The 15,588-nt window shown below is 53.4% G+C and carries 15 protein-coding genes and 2 tRNA genes; 10 read left to right on the top strand and 7 right to left on the bottom strand.

Going from position 1 to position 15,588, the window contains the following annotated elements:
* Positions 1-322 precede the first annotated feature (322 nt).
* Together rssB and rssA are read right to left on the bottom strand one after the other, a co-directional pair.
* Entirely contained in the window at positions 323-1,336 is a 1,014-nt protein-coding gene (rssB, locus tag KAJ71_RS19695) for a two-component system response regulator RssB (protein ID WP_248947222.1), read from the bottom strand.
* A 105-nt stretch (positions 1,337-1,441) separates the two neighbouring features.
* On the bottom strand, positions 1,442-2,353 hold the full coding sequence (rssA, locus tag KAJ71_RS19690) for a patatin-like phospholipase RssA (protein WP_248947221.1): 912 nt from the start codon (positions 2,351-2,353) through the stop codon (positions 1,442-1,444).
* 146 nt (positions 2,354-2,499) lie between these two features.
* On the opposite strand from rssA, the gene KAJ71_RS19685 reads away from it, so the two are divergent.
* The 7 genes from KAJ71_RS19685 (at position 2,500) to KAJ71_RS19655 (ending at position 6,460) form a co-directional block, all read left to right on the top strand.
* Positions 2,500-2,958 (top strand): YchJ family protein, encoded by a 459-nt coding sequence (locus KAJ71_RS19685; RefSeq protein WP_248947220.1) that lies wholly within the window; start codon positions 2,500-2,502, stop codon positions 2,956-2,958.
* Positions 2,959-2,995: 37 nt separating this feature from the next.
* Positions 2,996-3,844, top strand: coding sequence for a formyltetrahydrofolate deformylase (gene purU, locus KAJ71_RS19680; protein WP_248947219.1), 849 nt, complete (start codon positions 2,996-2,998; stop codon positions 3,842-3,844).
* A 223-nt stretch (positions 3,845-4,067) separates the two neighbouring features.
* A tRNA-Tyr gene (locus KAJ71_RS19675) sits at positions 4,068-4,152 on the top strand.
* A 127-nt stretch (positions 4,153-4,279) separates the two neighbouring features.
* Positions 4,280-4,364, top strand: a tRNA-Tyr gene (locus tag KAJ71_RS19670).
* A 177-nt stretch (positions 4,365-4,541) separates the two neighbouring features.
* Positions 4,542-5,114 (top strand): LOG family protein, encoded by a 573-nt coding sequence (locus tag KAJ71_RS19665; protein ID WP_248947218.1) that lies wholly within the window; start codon positions 4,542-4,544, stop codon positions 5,112-5,114.
* A 102-nt stretch (positions 5,115-5,216) separates the two neighbouring features.
* Positions 5,217-6,020 (top strand): exodeoxyribonuclease III, encoded by an 804-nt coding sequence (gene xthA / locus KAJ71_RS19660; protein ID WP_248947217.1) that lies wholly within the window; start codon positions 5,217-5,219, stop codon positions 6,018-6,020.
* A gap of 44 nt (positions 6,021-6,064) precedes the next feature.
* On the top strand, positions 6,065-6,460 hold the full coding sequence (locus KAJ71_RS19655; protein WP_248947216.1) for a pyrimidine (deoxy)nucleoside triphosphate diphosphatase: 396 nt from the start codon (positions 6,065-6,067) through the stop codon (positions 6,458-6,460).
* 30 nt (positions 6,461-6,490) lie between these two features.
* Here KAJ71_RS19655 and KAJ71_RS19650 read toward each other — a convergent pair whose 3' ends face one another.
* The 5 genes from KAJ71_RS19650 to KAJ71_RS19630 all read right to left on the bottom strand — a co-directional run bounded on the left by KAJ71_RS19650 (position 6,491) and on the right by KAJ71_RS19630 (position 11,576).
* On the bottom strand, positions 6,491-6,772 hold the full coding sequence (locus KAJ71_RS19650; RefSeq protein ID WP_248947215.1) for a YnjH family protein: 282 nt from the start codon (positions 6,770-6,772) through the stop codon (positions 6,491-6,493).
* Positions 6,769-8,694, bottom strand: a complete 1,926-nt coding sequence (locus KAJ71_RS19645) for a DNA topoisomerase III (RefSeq protein WP_024486969.1) — start codon at positions 8,692-8,694, stop codon at positions 6,769-6,771. The genes KAJ71_RS19650 and KAJ71_RS19645 overlap by 4 nt, the downstream gene beginning before the upstream one ends.
* Positions 8,694-9,809, bottom strand: coding sequence for a tRNA 2-selenouridine(34) synthase MnmH (mnmH, locus tag KAJ71_RS19640; RefSeq protein ID WP_248947214.1), 1,116 nt, complete (start codon positions 9,807-9,809; stop codon positions 8,694-8,696). The genes KAJ71_RS19645 and mnmH overlap by 1 nt, the downstream gene beginning before the upstream one ends.
* On the bottom strand, positions 9,809-10,852 hold the full coding sequence (gene selD / locus KAJ71_RS19635; protein WP_248947213.1) for a selenide, water dikinase SelD: 1,044 nt from the start codon (positions 10,850-10,852) through the stop codon (positions 9,809-9,811). Before selD ends, mnmH begins: the two co-directional genes overlap by 1 nt.
* Positions 10,853-11,024: 172 nt before the next feature.
* Entirely contained in the window at positions 11,025-11,576 is a 552-nt protein-coding gene (locus tag KAJ71_RS19630; protein ID WP_248947256.1) for an NAD(P)H nitroreductase, read from the bottom strand.
* 193 nt (positions 11,577-11,769) lie between these two features.
* Here KAJ71_RS19630 and sppA point away from each other — a divergent pair, with 193 nt between their 5' ends.
* The 3 genes from sppA to pncA all read left to right on the top strand — a co-directional run bounded on the left by sppA (position 11,770) and on the right by pncA (position 15,382).
* Positions 11,770-13,623, top strand: coding sequence for a signal peptide peptidase SppA (gene sppA, locus KAJ71_RS19625; RefSeq protein ID WP_248947212.1), 1,854 nt, complete (start codon positions 11,770-11,772; stop codon positions 13,621-13,623).
* A gap of 92 nt (positions 13,624-13,715) precedes the next feature.
* The gene (gene ansA / locus KAJ71_RS19620) at positions 13,716-14,732 is read left to right on the top strand and encodes an asparaginase (protein ID WP_248947211.1); all 1,017 of its coding nucleotides are present in this window, start codon (positions 13,716-13,718) and stop codon (positions 14,730-14,732) included.
* A gap of 17 nt (positions 14,733-14,749) precedes the next feature.
* A complete protein-coding gene (gene pncA, locus KAJ71_RS19615) occupies positions 14,750-15,382 on the top strand; it encodes a bifunctional nicotinamidase/pyrazinamidase (RefSeq protein ID WP_248947210.1) in 633 nt (210 codons plus the stop codon).
* The last annotated feature ends 206 nt before the right edge of the window (positions 15,383-15,588 follow it).

Below are 15,588 nucleotides of genomic sequence, written 5' to 3'. Positions count from 1 at the left end.
GGTAGCAGCCAAACCGATAATTCTTTACCCGTATAGGGTGTTCTTTTTCGTCTCGACACGCTATTGGTCAAAGAGATCACAAACAGGCTTATCCCCCACAAATGGCTACTGGGGACTCGACGATCTAAGCGATCCTATTTTTGCTCTCGATGCACGCTCAAATTGTGCGCTACTCCGCCATACGAAAAACCCTCAAAGTATACCAGCTTAAAACCGCTGAGTATTACCTCAAGCTCAAATAGCAATAAATTAAGACAACTACCTATGAAAACGATGAAGACGGTGAATAGGTAGAAACAATTGCGGGGGCCCCATTGACGATTTATTCAACACTCAGCATCAGACGTAACCGGCCACCGTTGCCCCATACCTGGCACTGCCAGGCATCACAGCGTTGGCTAATTTGATTCATGTAAGTGGTACCAAGCGTTCCCAAGGGTACACCATTACTTAATTGAATCAGGTTATCCCCTGTATTTACATTGGCATGTAAGCCGGCAGAGGCCAGCACCAGATTCTTATATTCGGCATGATAATAACCCACCAACAGCGGAAATTGGCCTTCCAGCTTGCCTTGGCGCAATAATTGGTTAACTTGTTTTAACAATGCAGACATTTGCGGCAGGCGGTGTTGTTGATTGGCTAAATGATCCTGTAGTAAACCGTTGAATAGCGCACGCAACAACAAAGCAGCCATCACGCCATTATCTCCCGCACGGGTAACGTCCAGGCAATAAAACGCCAGATCTTTATCCGACAGCGCAGCGATATCCAGCACCAACCCCAGATTTTCGCTGGTGGTTAATTGCCGATAATTAATACGGCAACCGGCAATACACTGCTGCACCTGTGGTTGCAATTGCTTGAGTAATCTCACGGCTTCGGAAGGATTTTGGCTTAATGCCTGCCAATCCTGTAACAACTCGGCCTCTTCGATCGCCTGCGAAGTAAACATATTGGGGTAGAGACAAGCCAGCACCGCTTCGCGCAGCCGATTGAGGTCAGTCAACGGTTTCAGTAGCACATCCTGTACGCCGAGCCGCAACACCTTGGCGATATCCGCCATCTTATCGGTCGCTGAGATCACCAATACCGGGATCTTTATCCCTTGCAAACGCAGATGCTCAACAAATTCGATACCGTCCATTTCCGGCATGGCGAGATCGCACAGGATGAGATCGGGGGCGAACTCTTCAACCGCACTCAACGCCAAAAGGCCATTGGACGCCTCGCTGGTTTGTGCTCCCAAGGATGCAAGATAACCAACAAGCACAGAACGGAAAACCTGCTCGTCCTCGACGATTAAGATGCGCTTGTTTATCAGTGGTAATGACATCGACCCAGCCTCTTCCCTTTTGATGTTGTAATAGTGGCTCATAATGAGTACTTGTGCTTGTCGAAAATACGACCGATAGCATCATTCCCCCCTAACAAATGGTAATCATTTATTTTTTATCAACGGCGTCAAAACATCTATCTGTTTTTCGACCGCCAGCCGGCCCGCCTCTATTGCCTCGCTGGCACGATGGAAATCCAGAGTGGATATTTGTGGGCAATACGGCTGGATCAGCACGTCCGGCGGGTCACTGGCCATACGGGTTCGTTTCACCCGATTCTCCAGCATCTGAATCGAGGTGCTCATGATCTCCATCGCCGTGGGGGTGAAGGTGGTTTTCTTCAGCATCATTTTATTCATGCGTTCCCTCAGGCGGTCGCGCCAGTTATTGGCATCGCTAATGCTTGTTTCACTATGATCGCTAGCGTCATTGCGTACCGAAAACAGATCCTGCTGCATCAGGTGCGCATCATGTTGCAAATCCACAGCAATCACTATGTCGGCCCCCATCGCTCTGGCCAATGAGATAGGAACCGGGTTGACCAAGGCACCATCCACTAACCAATACCCGTCAAACCAGACCGGAGCCAGCAAACCCGGCATGCTGCAGGACGCACGAATGGCCTGGTGGATATCCCCTTTGGTCATCCACAGCTCGCGACCGGTACTGAGATTGGTGGTCACCGCACCGAATTTCAGCGAGCAGTCGGTAAAGTCGTTAATTTTCAGTATTTGGCCAACGACGTTAAAAACGCGTTCACCGCGTAATAATCCTCCGCGCTGCCAAGAGAGATCCATTAGCCTGATCACGTCCCAGTAGCTGAATGAGCGTACCCACTTCTCCATCGCTGGCAGCCGATGGCTGGCAAACGCCGCCCCAACCAATGCCCCCACGGAACACCCTGCAACAATATCGGCTTCGATACCCAGCTTTCGCAGTGCGTTAATCACGCCGATATGCGCCCATCCCTTGGCGGCACCGGCCCCCAATGCCAATCCGATTTTAACTTTCCGCATGCTTCGCCTATCCTTTGCATAGTGAATTCACTCAGCTCAATCGCAGGGTACATTGTCATCAACGAATGTTGTTAGGTAACATATGCGTTAAATTCATTTTAGCTGCGGCTTTACATCACGCGAGCTAACCACTGAGAGGCGTTATTTTGACTGAGCTATGCCCCTGCGGCAGCGGGCAGGACTACAGCACTTGCTGTGAGCCCTATATAACAGGTACTCAATACGCCAAGTCTGCGGGCATATTAATGCGTTCGAGATATTCCGCCTATGTAAAACGGGATGTGGATTATCTTATTGCGACCTGGCACCCAGACTGCAAACCTGAAGAGTGGCGCAGCGCCATCAGCAGCAGTTTTGGCAATACCACATGGCTTGGGCTGACGGTAGTCGCGGAAACCGCTGGTAATAGCGCTGATGAGGAGTTCGTGGAGTTCATCGCCCGGTCGCGCGATGGGGAAAGCGAGAGTGCCATGCATGAGCGTTCCCGCTTCCTTCGCCTTGAACAACGCTGGTACTATATCGACGGAACCAGACCTCGACCGGGCAGAAATGCCGTTTGCCCCTGCGGTTCAGGCAAAAAATATAAAAAGTGCTGCGGGCAATAAGCCTGCGAGTTAAGAATCAGACGGAATCGACACACTTATGCCACAGCAAAACGTACAAAGAAAAATTTTACGCACCATCTGCCCCGATGCCAAAGGGCTGATCGCCAAGATCACCAACATTTGTTACAAGCACGAATTGAACATTGTGCAGAACAATGAGTTTGTCGATCATCTCACCGGTCGTTTCTTTATGCGTACCGAACTGGAAGGGATCTTCAATGACGCAACTCTGTTGGCCGATCTGGACGGCGCCCTACCTGAGGGTTCGGTGCGCGAACTGCACAGTGCGGGCCGCCGCCGTATTGTCGTGCTGGTAACCAAAGAAGCTCACTGCCTGGGCGATCTGCTGATGAAAAGCGCCTATGGCGGCCTGGACGTTGAGATTGCCGCCGTCATTGGCAACCACACCACGTTGCAGACGCTGGTTGAGCGCTTTGACATTCCGTTCCATCTGGTCAGCCACGAAGGGCTGACGCGTGAGCAACATGATCAACAGATGATCGCACAGATCGACCAATATCAGCCAGATTACGTGGTATTAGCCAAGTATATGCGCGTGCTTACCCCGGCTTTCGTTCAGCATTATCCTAATCAGGTGATCAATATTCACCATTCATTCCTGCCAGCCTTTATCGGTGCACGCCCTTATCACCAGGCTTATGAGCGTGGAGTGAAAATCATCGGGGCAACGGCGCACTACGTGAACGATAGCCTGGATGAAGGCCCAATCATTATGCAGGACGTTATTCATGTCGATCATACCTATTCGGCAGAAGATATGATGCGTGCCGGGCGTGACGTGGAGAAAAACGTGCTTAGCCGCGCACTGTATCGTGTGCTGGCTCAACGCGTGTTCGTCTACGGTAACCGCACGGTGATCCTGTAATTGCTTAACAAAGCGGTGTCTTTCGTTCACGGAAGCACCGCTAAGAATAAAAAAGCGACAAACAATTCATTTTCTGCATTTCAATGCTTTACACAAGCGCTTCATTTGATATGATGCGCCCCGCTTACCGAGACAGACGTTTCGCAAGCAAGAAAAATTGTTTCAGTACTACCAGAAAGATTTTGCCAACTTTCTGTTCAAAATTAGTAACCATGAATACCATGGTGGGGTTCCCGAGCGGCCAAAGGGAGCAGACTGTAAATCTGCCGTCACAGACTTCGAAGGTTCGAATCCTTCCCCCACCACCATGATTTTATGGCATTGAGCAAACAGAGAAATCTGAAATCTCATGAAGCACTCCAAGTAAAGTTTTCTCAGTAGTACCAGAAAGATTTTGCCAACTTTCTGTTCAAAATTAGCAACCATGAATACCATGGTGGGGTTCCCGAGCGGCCAAAGGGAGCAGACTGTAAATCTGCCGTCACAGACTTCGAAGGTTCGAATCCTTCCCCCACCACCATCCTTATATTTACTCCCCAAGTTTTAAACCATCATATCATCTCCCATACAGCACCGAACTGGACAACGCGCTTGCGCGGTCATCCTCCCCACCACCATTGCAATACCAATTCCCCCTTGAACTAAACCCCACAATTCGCTATACCACTGGCTTCGTTAAAAGCAGCAAGGGAAAGTCATGCGTAAAAACATTTGTATCTTTTGTGGTGCCAGCGAGGGCAATAATCCAGCCTATGTCGAAAACGCACGCCAGCTGGGCCATCTGCTTGCCACCCAAGGGCGGCGTCTGGTGTATGGCGGTGGTAAGAAAGGATTGATGGGCGTGGTTGCCGATGCAGTTCTAGAGGCCGGTGGTGAGGTAATCGGCATTATTCCCCAACGACTGGTCGAAGCAGAAACGGCGCACCGCGGCCTGACCGAATTGGAAATCGTCCCAGACATGCACACCCGTAAAGCGCGAATGGCCGAGCTGGCCGACGGTTTTATTGCCCTGCCTGGGGGCATAGGTACGCTGGAAGAGCTGTTCGAAATCTGGACCTGGGGGCAGATCGGTTACCACAGCAAGCCGGTCGGGCTGCTGGATGTTAACGGCTTTTACCACCCGTTAAGCCAGTTTTTACTGCATGTCGCCGATCAAGGCTTTATGCGGCATGATTATCTCAAGACCCTGCATATCAGCGATTCTCCGGCAGCCTTGATCCAGCTATTTGATGACTATCAGCCACAGAATTACGACCGCTGGGCAAAATAATCCCTGGCCCCCAGCGGCAAACCGCCGCTGGTTCGCGTTACATTTCCGGCCAAACTCTGCTACTATCTGAACACATTTTTTCGGATAAAAACGGCAGCGCTCATGAAGTTTGTTTCTTTTAATATCAATGGACTGCGTGCACGTCCGCATCAACTGGCAGCAATTATCGAGCAGCATCAGCCGGATGTGATCGGCCTGCAGGAAACCAAAGTCCACGACGATATGTTCCCGTTGGAAGACGTCAGCCAACACGGCTATCACGTGTTCTATCATGGGCAGAAAGGCCATTACGGCGTAGCGTTGCTGACTAAAGATGAACCTCTTGCCGTACGCCGCGGTTTCCCTACTGATGAAGAAGATGCGCAACGTCGTATCATCATGGCCGACCTGGCGACGCCACAAGGTACATTGACGGTGATTAATGGTTACTTCCCACAGGGAGAAAGCCGCGACCACCCAACCAAATTCCCGGCCAAAACCCGCTTTTATCAAGATCTGCAAAATTATCTGCAACAACTGCCAGCAGAGTCGCAGGTGTTGATCATGGGCGATATGAACATCAGCCCAAGCGATCTGGACATCGGTATTGGTGAAGAGAGCCGCAAACGTTGGTTGCGCACGGGTAAGTGCTCCTTCCTGCCGGAAGAGCGTGAGTGGATGGGTCGCCTGCTGGACTGGGGGCTGGTAGATACCTACCGTCATGCCAACCCTGAGCGTAACGATGAGTTCTCATGGTTTGACTATCGTTCACGCGGGTTTGATGAAAACCGTGGCCTGCGCATCGATCTGCTGTTGGCTAACACCTCATTGGCTGCGCGCTGTACCGCCACGGGCATTGATTATCAGATCCGCGGTATGGAAAAACCCTCAGACCATGCTCCCGTCTGGGCCGAGTTCGCACTGTAATCCCCCTGCCCCGATGCACGTCGGGGCAACATTGAATCCAAGCTATGAAAATCATTGATGTCGTTGCCGCCATTATCGAACAAGATGGCAAGATCCTGCTCGCTCAACGCGATAGCAGCAGCGATCAGGCTGGCCTATGGGAGTTTCCCGGCGGTAAGGTCGAAATGGCTGAGAGCCAGCCCCAGGCACTCGCACGTGAACTGAGGGAAGAGTTGGGGATTATCGCCAAGGTGGGGAACTTTGTGGCCAGCAATCAGTGGCAACAAAGCGAGAGGGTCATCCGGCTGCACGCCTGGCAGGTTAGCTCTTTCAGCGGGGAATTACAGCTGCATTGCCATAGCGCATTTGCTTGGGTTTCGCCCAAACAGGCCAGAAATTACCCTCTGGCTCCCGCCGATATTCCCCTGTTAGAAAGTTATATCCGCTCATTATCCGTCTAGGGCAGCTAGTGCCCCCTGTTCACTCTTTGATTACCGCTTGAGGCGGATCCAGATTAATGGATTGGTGCCCGTGACGTTAGGGTCGCGCGCACACTGCAACAGCTCGTCGCCTACTTTCAGCAACGCACCTTCAGAATAGTTTTGATTTTGATAAATGCAGCAACGGTTGCAAGGCGGCGGCGTTGTCGTAGTACGTGCACTGCCCCATATTTCAGGGGATACCGGCACGACGACATCGACGTTACCACGATTGGCCAATACGCTGGTGGAAAACAGTGCCAAATAACCAATCATCAAGGGTATGCGGCTCATTCACTTTTCTCCCGTGCCTTACCGGCACTTTTTTTACGCTTTTTCGCCCCGGCTGACGGTGCTGGCGACAAGCCACGAAACGCTATACTGGCCCGGCTCTGCTTAGCCTGATAGATCAGCTGCTGCAAAGTGCCCTCCAGAGGCTGCATAAAGTCCTGATAACGGCAGGATTTTTCGCTGATTTGCGTCAACGTAGACTCCCACTGCGCCGTCATATCAGGGCGTGCCGCCAGGTCTGGCAATGAATGGATCAGTGCCCGCCCGGTTTCGCTGGAATGTATATAGCGCCCTTTCTTATAGAGAAACGCCCGCTTGAAGAGCAGCTCAATGATACCTGCGCGCGTTGCCTCTGTCCCTAAACCATCGGTCGCCCGCAGGATTTTCTTTAGTGCTTTATCCTGCACGAAACGCGCAATCCCGGTCATTGCCGACAACAGGCTGGCATCGGTAAAGGGCCGCGGCGGTTGAGTCTGGCGTTCTACCACTTCGCCACGCTCGCACAACAACTCATCGTCTTTGGCGACAACGGGCAGCGGTGCACCTTCGTTTTCCTCATCACGCTCTTTACTACCCAGCAGGGTGCGCCAGCCCGCTTCGGCCAGGAAACGCGCCTTGGCGATAAACTTGCCGCCGGCGATATCCAGCTCGATGACGCACTTGCGGAACATCGCATCCGGGCAGAACTGCATCAGATACTGCCGGGCCACCAAACCGTAAACGTTCAGTTCATCTTGGCTCAGGCTGGCCTTGCTGGCACGCGCCGTAGGAATAATCGCGTGGTGAGCATCGACCTTTTTATCGTCCCAACAGCGGTTACGGCGCTCGCTATCGATAATCGGCTGTGGATAGAGATCCGGCTGATGTACGCTGATGGCATTCAACACGGCATGGCGCCCGGCGAAGTGTTCCTCTGGCAGATAACGGCAGTCAGAACGCGGGTAAGTGATCAGCTTGTGGGTTTCATACAGCCGTTGGCAAACGTCCAACACCTGCTGGGCGCTGAGGTTAAAGCGTTTCGACGCCTCAATTTGCAGCGTGGAAAGGGAAAACGGCAGCGGAGCGGTATCTGATTCCCGTTTATCATTATACGAGGTGACCAGCGCCGGTGCGCCCTCGATGCGTTTAACCACGTGTTCGGCCAATGGCCGGTGCAGTAAACGCCCTTCCTCATCCTGGTAAGGTTCGCAGGATTCACTCGGCTGCCACAGGGCGACAAAGCGTTCTTCCTTCGGCGTAACGATATGCGCTTTCACCTCAAAGAAGTCTTTCGAGACGAAGTTTTCGATCTCTTCATCGCGCCGCACCACCAGCCCCAACACCGGCGTCTGTACCCGCCCTACTGACAGCACGCCATCATAGCCTGCGTTACGCCCTAGCAGCGTATAAGCCCGGGTCATGTTGATGCCGTAAAGCCAGTCTGCGCGCGCGCGCGCCAAAGCGGAAACGCACAGCGGAATAAAGTCACGGTTATCACGCAGGCGCTGCACCGCACGTTCCACTGCCTGTGGGTTGAGATCGTTAATCAGGCAACGCCGCACGTTCTGGCGCTTTTCCTGCGTCAGTGCCAGATAATCCAGCACCTCATCCACCAACAATTGTCCTTCCCGATCCGGGTCACCTGCATGGATCACTTCGTCGGCTTCCGCCAGCAGCTTTTTTATCGCATTCAACTGCTTGCTGACCGAAGGGCGCGGCTGCAACAGCCACTTCTGCGGGATTATCGGTAAGTCGGCCAACGACCAGCGCGCGTAACGGCTGTCGTAAGCATCCGGCTGGGCCTGTTCTAACAGGTGCCCAACGCACCAGGTCACCACATCGTTGCTGCCACAGGCAATAAAGCCGTCACCCCGACGATGGGGCTTGGGTAAAACATCAGCAATGGCGCGGGCCAAACTCGGTTTTTCGGCTATAAACAGTCGCATTATTCACCGTTATTCTGGCTATACGTCATCAGGAATTCTCTGACTTGCGCGTAATTACCGCGAAAGATCACACGTTGGGTTTTCTTCTCTAATTGGTAGCGATACATCGGGTCGTAATAGTGTTGCAACAGCGGAACCAGCCATTGCTGATGTGCTTCGCTTTGGCCACTGAGCCGTTGCACTTGCAGCGCCGACTCCAGACGCAGCGTCAACTGCTGGAACAGTTCCAGCCCCAGGCGACGGCGAATGGCAAACAGGCCATGATGCAGATATTCATCATATTGCCGCCAGCCGTCTTGCTCGCCATAGGCTTGTTCAAAGGCCATGCGCATGCGGTCGATGTACTCATCTTGCAGGCGTGACACACGCACATCAAACGGATCGTCAATCACCACCAGGGCAGCCTGCTGCATGCCATTGAACAAGCTTAAAGGCAGATTGGTAGAACCGATAATCCGGCTTTCATCTTCCAACACCCAATGGCGGCAACCAGCATGCTGCTTTTTCAGCATACGTATGGCCAGATGATTTTCGAAATCTATCTGGGTAGGCTGTTTCACCAGCGTACGGCCAAAGGAGGAGCCGCGATGATGAGCGAGTCCTTCCAGATCGATACCCGCCGCCAATTCATTAATCAGCAAGGTCTTGCCACAGCCGGTATTACCGCCCACAATCAGCATCGGCAACGCAGCGGCTGCCTCAAGCGCGCCGAGCAGAAAATTGCGTAACGCCTTATAGCCACCCACCACGCGCGGATAATCAACGCCAGCCTCGTGCAGCCATTGCTGAACCAATTGTGAACGCAGCCCGCCACGGAAACAGTAAATATAACCTTCGGGTTGCCGAGCACATTGCTCGATCCAGGCTTGCGTGCGCTGTTCCCGCAGTTTTCCATTGACCAGGTTGTGCCCAAGGACAATCGCAGCTTGTTGACCATGCTGCTTGTAGCAGGTTCCTACCGCCTGACGTTCACTGTCGTTCATCAGCGGCAGATTAGCTGAACAGGGAAATGCCCCCTGCGTAAACTCTATCGGCGCGCGCACGTCAATCAGTGGCACATCCTGTAGAAAAAGACGCTGGTAGTCTTGCGTATCCTGGCGAGTCACCGTTGACACTAGACAACCTCGATCAGCGGATTACCCGCCTGTGCGGGTTGCAATTCACCAATCGCGTTCAGCGTGATGCCATGGCGGGCCGCTATCGCCTGCACTTCCGCCTCGGCTTCTGGCAATACCGCCAGCAGCAAACCGCCGGAGGTTTGCGGATCGCATAATAATTGACGTTGCAGATCGCTCATCGCCCCCACCAGATGACCATAGCTTTCAAAGTTACGCCCGGTACCGCCCGGCACGCAGCCTTCGCTGATATAACGTTCGACATCCGGCAGTTTTGGCACACTATCAAACCACACCGTAGCCTGTAGATCGGAACCCTGGCACATTTCACTAAGATGGCCGAGCAGGCCAAAGCCGGTGACATCCGTCATCGCCGTGACGCCAGCAACTTCGGCAAAGTCCGCCCCTGGCTTATTCAACTGGCACATGACCTGCGTAGCTAAGCCTTGGTGTTCCGCCAGCAGTTTGCTTTTCTTCTCTGCCGTGGTAAGCACGCCAATGCCCAGCGGTTTGGTCAGAAATAACTTGGTTCCCGCCTGTGCCGCACTGTTTTTCTTCACCAGCTCAGTTCTGACAATACCGGTTACCGCCAAACCAAAAATCGGCTCTGGGGCGTCGATAGAATGGCCACCCGCCAACGCAATACCCGCCTGCTGGCATGCATAGCGACCACCGTCGATCACCTGCTGGGCAACTTCTGCGGGTAACTTGGCGATTGGCCAGCCGAGAATGGCAATCGCCATGATTGGCTTACCGCCCATGGCATACACGTCGCTGATGGCGTTGGCAGCCGCAATACGGCCAAAATCAAACGGATCGTCGACGATCGGCATAAAGAAGTCGGTGGTGCTGATAATGCCCACGCCGTTACCGATGTCATACACCGCGGCATCATCACGCGTTTCATTACCCACCAGCAGATGGGGATCGACAAACTTTTCCTGCTCGCTATGCAGTATCGTTTCAAGCACTTTGGGTGAGATTTTACAGCCGCAGCCAGCGCCGTGGCTGTACTGGGTCAATCGAATGGCTGGCGATGTCATAGTCCACTCCCTCTGGGTAACAAACGAACGTAAGGATATCACAATGGGATATAGGGTAGCGCTTGCGGAGGGGATTGATAAGAGCAGGTTGGCATTATGCGTGCGACCTGCTCAGAAACAGTACAAAACTGCGGGTTATCACCCATTCCAGGGCAAATTCCCGCATGGCGGATCAGAAGTAGCGGACGAAAGGCGTACTGTCTGGAGCGACCACTTTAGTGGAGCCTTTTAACTGCGGCGTGCCTAGATAGAGAAAACCGACGATCTCGTCCTGCTCGCGGCAAGCAAAGGCTTCACGCACCAACGGATGCTCTGTCCAGGCACCGCTGCGCCAGATGCCATTAAAGCCCTGCGCCAAAGCAGCCATTTGCATCGCCTGCACTGCACAACCGGCAGAGACAACCTGCTCCCAGCGCGGTACCTTCGGATTTTCACTGCAATGGGCTACCACCGTGATAATCAGCGGCGCGCGAAAAGGTGCCTGTTTGGCCTTTTCCACCGCGCTGTCCTCCAGTTCATCGTGTCTGGCAGCCGCTTGCAGTAGTTCACTGAAACGTTCCAGACCCTGATCTTCGATCAGCACAAAACGCCACGGTTGCAATGCCCCGTGATCCGGCGCGCGCAGCCCGGCGTTGATGATATTCTGACGCACTTCACCTGCGGGGGCCGGTGCGGTCAGGCGTGACGCAGAACGGCGATTCAATAAAAGATCCAGTGCATCCATCATTAACTCCTGATAACAATTTTCATTTAAATCACGTTAACATAGCTCAACATAGAGTTACAGCCTCTGTAATACTGTCTATAACCGTTGCCTTCCAAACTGCAAAGGGACAAATAGCAGGTGATTTAAAGCTGACTTTTCTTCGGCCGCTCATTAGGATAGCGGAACATTCTAGACTCTTGTTGGAGAGCACATGCGCACATTGGGGCGAATTATTGCAGGCATTTTCAGATGGGCATGGCGTCTGCTGAATTTTGTCAGGGAACTTATCCTGAACTTGTTCCTGATTTTCTTGATCCTGGTCGGGGTCGGTATTTATCTCTCACTCCAAGGCAATTCTTCGGTAGAAACACCAAAAGGCGCACTGCTGGTCGATCTCAGCGGCGTGGTGGTCGATCAACCTTCGGTGAACAACCGGGTTCGTCAGTGGGGCCGCGAACTGTTGGGCGCCTCCAGTAACCGTCTGCAGGAAAACTCACTGTTTGACCTGGTGGATACCATTCGCAAGGCCAAAGATGATAAAAACATCACCGGCATGGTGTTGCAGCTCAATGACTTTGCCGGAGCCGATCAGCCTTCCTTGCAATATATCGGCAAAGCCCTGCGTGAATTCCGCGACAGCGGCAAACCGATCTATGCTATCGGCGACAGCTATAACCAGACGCAATACTATCTGGCCAGCTATGCCAACAAGATCTACCTGTCACCACAGGGTGCCGTTGATCTGCATGGTTTCGCGACCAACAACCTTTACTACAAATCGTTGTTGGAAAAGCTGAAGGTCACCACCAATATTTTCCGTGTGGGCACCTACAAATCTGCCGTAGAACCGCTGATCCGTGATGATATGTCACCGGCAGCGCGGGAAGCCGATAGCCGCTGGGTCGGCGGGCTGTGGCAAAACTATCTGGATACGGTGGCGGCTAACCGTCAACTCACGCCAGATCAGTTGTTCCCAGGAGCAGCAGATATTCTCAGTGGCTTAAAGGCAGCGGGAGGCGACACCGCGCAGTTCGCCCTGAACAGCAAACTGGTCGATGAACTGGCATCTCGCACCGCGATAGAAACACAGTTGGTGAAAACCTTCGGTTGGGACAAGCAGAACAATGACTTCAATGCGGTCAGCATCTACGATTACCAGCCGCAACCGGCACCGGATCAGGGGGGTGAGATCGCCGTTATTTTTGTCAATGGCGCGATCATGGATGGCCCACAGACGCCAGGATCGGTCGGTGGTGATACCACCGCCTCACAACTGCGTCAGGCACGTCTGGATCCGAAAATCAAAGCCGTTATCCTGCGCGTCAATAGCCCTGGTGGTAGCGTCAGCGCTTCGGAAGTGATCCGCTCCGAGCTGGCAGCAGTTCGCGCCGCAGGTAAACCGGTGGTGGTTTCCATGGGCGGAATGGCCGCGTCTGGCGGTTACTGGGTGTCGACCCCGGCAGATTACATTATTGCCAGCCCGAGCACCCTCACCGGTTCCATCGGTATCTTCGGCGTGATCAACACCTATGAGAACACGCTGGACAGCGTTGGGGTGCATACCGACGGCGTCGCGACGTCGCCACTGGCCGATCTGGCCGTGACCAAAGCCCTGCCGCCAGAGTTCTCACAGATGATGCAGTTGAACATCGAGAACGGTTACAAGAACTTCATCAACCTGGTGGCAACCGCCCGGAAAATGACGCCAGAGCAGGTCGATCAAATTGCTCAGGGCCATGTCTGGATCGGTAGCGACGCCAAGAAAAATGGCCTGATCGACCAACTGGGTGACTTTGACGACGCCGTGAAGAAAGCGGCAGAGCTGGCCAAGCTGCAACAGTGGCAACTCAACTGGTTTATCGATTCCCCTAGTATGACGGATATGTTGCTGAGCCAGTTTGGCGTTTCGATCCACGCCATGCTGCCTGCGGCGATCCAGTCAATGCTGCCAGCCCCGCTGGCATCGGTGGCACAGGCGCTGAAAGAACAACCGAGCCTGTTTAATAATCTGAACGATCCGCAACATCGTTATGCCATATGCCTGACTTGCGGAGAGGTCCGTTAGCAAATAAATCTCTAGCCCGGCACTCGCCGGGCTTTTTTTCTGCTGCCATCTCCCTATAATTCAGCCTATCTGACAGCCACAAGATCGAAGCCATGCAAAAGAAATCCATTTACGTCGCCTATACCGGAGGCACTATCGGTATGCAGCGTTCAGAACAGGGCTACATCCCGGTTTCCGGCCATCTACAGCGCCAGTTGGCGCTGATGCCCGAGTTCCATCGGCCAGAAATGCCGGATTTCACCATTCATGAATATGCCCCTTTGATCGACTCTTCGGATATGACCCCCGAAGACTGGCAGCATATTGCCGACGACATCAAACAGAATTACTCCCTCTATGACGGCTTTGTGATTCTGCACGGCACCGACACCATGGCGTTTACCGCTTCAGCCCTGTCCTTCATGCTGGAGAACCTGGATAAGCCGGTTATCGTGACCGGGTCGCAAATCCCACTGGCAGAATTGCGCTCCGACGGCCAAACCAATCTGTTGAATGCCCTCTATCTGGCCGCCAATCATCCGGTGAATGAGGTGAGCCTGTTTTTCAACAACAAGCTGTTTCGTGGCAACCGAACCACCAAGGCACATGCCGACGGCTTTGATGCCTTCGCCTCCCCTAATCTGCCGCCTTTGCTGGAAGCGGGTATCCACATACGCCGCCAGACCGGCATCGCCTCTCCGGTATGCAACGGAGAGTTGATCGTGCATAACATCACGCCACAGCCGATCGGCGTCGTGACGATTTATCCGGGGATTTCCGGTGCGGTGGTGCGTAACTTCCTATTGCAACCGGTCAAGGCCTTGATCCTGCGCTCTTACGGCGTCGGTAACGCGCCACAAAAAGCCGAATTGGTGGATGAATTGCGTGATGCCTCCGAGCGTGGCATCGTAGTGGTTAACCTGACTCAATGTATCTCTGGCCGGGTCAATATGGAGGGTTATGCGACCGGTAATGCCCTTGCTCATGCCGGCGTCATCAGCGGTTTTGATATGACGGTGGAAGCCGCACTCACCAAACTGCATTACCTGCTGAGCCAACCATTGGCCCCAGAAGAGATCCGTAGCCTGATGCAACAAGACCTACGTGGCGAACTGAGCGCTGCGGGCTAACCGAAGTAGGAACCTTGATGAAAACAGCCCTGTTGTTGATTGATTTGCAAAACGACTTTTGCCCCAGTGGCGCTTTAGGCGTGACAGAAGGTGATGCCACCATCGCCGTCGCCAATCAGGCTATCGCAGCCAGCCTGGCCCGTAACGAAGCGGTAGTCGCCAGCCAGGACTGGCACCCGGCGGATCATCGCAGCTTCGCCATTAACTCCAACGCACAGATTGGCACGCTTGGGGAGCTGGAAGGCTTGCCTCAGGTTTGGTGGCCGGTGCACTGCGTTCAGGGCAGCCCTGGCGCAGAGCTTCATCCTCAGCTTGATAAGCAGCCCATCGCAGCGATATTCCGTAAGGGCGAGAACCCGGACATCGATAGCTATAGTGCTTTCTTTGATAACGGGCACCGGGCGCAAACGGCGCTCGATGGTTGGTTGAAGGAACGAGGCATCACTCATCTTGCCGTGATGGGGCTGGCCACCGATTATTGCGTCAAGTTCAGCGTGATAGATGCCTTGCGTTTGGGTTATCAGACTCAGGTCATTATTGATGGCTGCCGCGGTGTGAATTTGCAACCAGGCGACAGCGAACAGGCATTGGCAGAAATGCAGTCGGCTGGCGCACGGCTAGTTACACTGTCACAGTTTATTCAGCGTTGACGATTTCCAGGGCGGATTGATCATAGCGCCGCCCAATATCCCCTTTATTTTCGACGCCGTTCACATTCTCACCATTCTTCTGCGATGCTGCCTTGTCCCCTCCTGTCTCTTTTGCTGTGATAGCTGCTGATGCATTGACATCAATAAGTTATACGCATCCGGGGCCTGCTGAGCCCGGCTTTATTGATACCGCCCCAGGCGGTTCA

This window comes from Serratia silvae, assembly GCF_023282985.1.
In the GTDB taxonomy this organism is placed as follows: Bacteria; Pseudomonadota; Gammaproteobacteria; order Enterobacterales; family Enterobacteriaceae; genus Chania; species Chania silvae.
The sequence above is the reverse complement of the archived record's forward strand: the minus strand, read 5'-3'. Positions and strand labels throughout refer to the sequence as shown.

What these genes read in the sequence shown, in the direction of transcription:
- ansA (WP_248947211.1), top strand. Translation starts at nt 13,716, where the DNA reads ATGCAAAAGAAATCCATTTACGTCGCCTATACCGGAGGCACTATCGGT.
- rssA (WP_248947221.1), bottom strand. Translation starts at nt 2,353, where the DNA reads ATGCGGAAAGTTAAAATCGGATTGGCATTGGGGGCCGGTGCCGCCAAG.
- rssB (WP_248947222.1), bottom strand. Translation starts at nt 1,336, where the DNA reads ATGTCATTACCACTGATAAACAAGCGCATCTTAATCGTCGAGGACGAG.
- selD (WP_248947213.1), bottom strand. Translation starts at nt 10,852, where the DNA reads ATGACATCGCCAGCCATTCGATTGACCCAGTACAGCCACGGCGCTGGC.
- KAJ71_RS19630 (WP_248947256.1), bottom strand. Translation starts at nt 11,576, where the DNA reads ATGGATGCACTGGATCTTTTATTGAATCGCCGTTCTGCGTCACGCCTG.
- KAJ71_RS19645 (WP_024486969.1), bottom strand. Translation starts at nt 8,694, where the DNA reads ATGCGACTGTTTATAGCCGAAAAACCGAGTTTGGCCCGCGCCATTGCT.
- purU (WP_248947219.1), top strand. Translation starts at nt 2,996, where the DNA reads ATGCCACAGCAAAACGTACAAAGAAAAATTTTACGCACCATCTGCCCC.
- KAJ71_RS19665 (WP_248947218.1), top strand. Translation starts at nt 4,542, where the DNA reads ATGCGTAAAAACATTTGTATCTTTTGTGGTGCCAGCGAGGGCAATAAT.
- pncA (WP_248947210.1), top strand. Translation starts at nt 14,750, where the DNA reads ATGAAAACAGCCCTGTTGTTGATTGATTTGCAAAACGACTTTTGCCCC.
- sppA (WP_248947212.1), top strand. Translation starts at nt 11,770, where the DNA reads ATGCGCACATTGGGGCGAATTATTGCAGGCATTTTCAGATGGGCATGG.
- KAJ71_RS19650 (WP_248947215.1), bottom strand. Translation starts at nt 6,772, where the DNA reads ATGAGCCGCATACCCTTGATGATTGGTTATTTGGCACTGTTTTCCACC.
- KAJ71_RS19655 (WP_248947216.1), top strand. Translation starts at nt 6,065, where the DNA reads ATGAAAATCATTGATGTCGTTGCCGCCATTATCGAACAAGATGGCAAG.
- xthA (WP_248947217.1), top strand. Translation starts at nt 5,217, where the DNA reads ATGAAGTTTGTTTCTTTTAATATCAATGGACTGCGTGCACGTCCGCAT.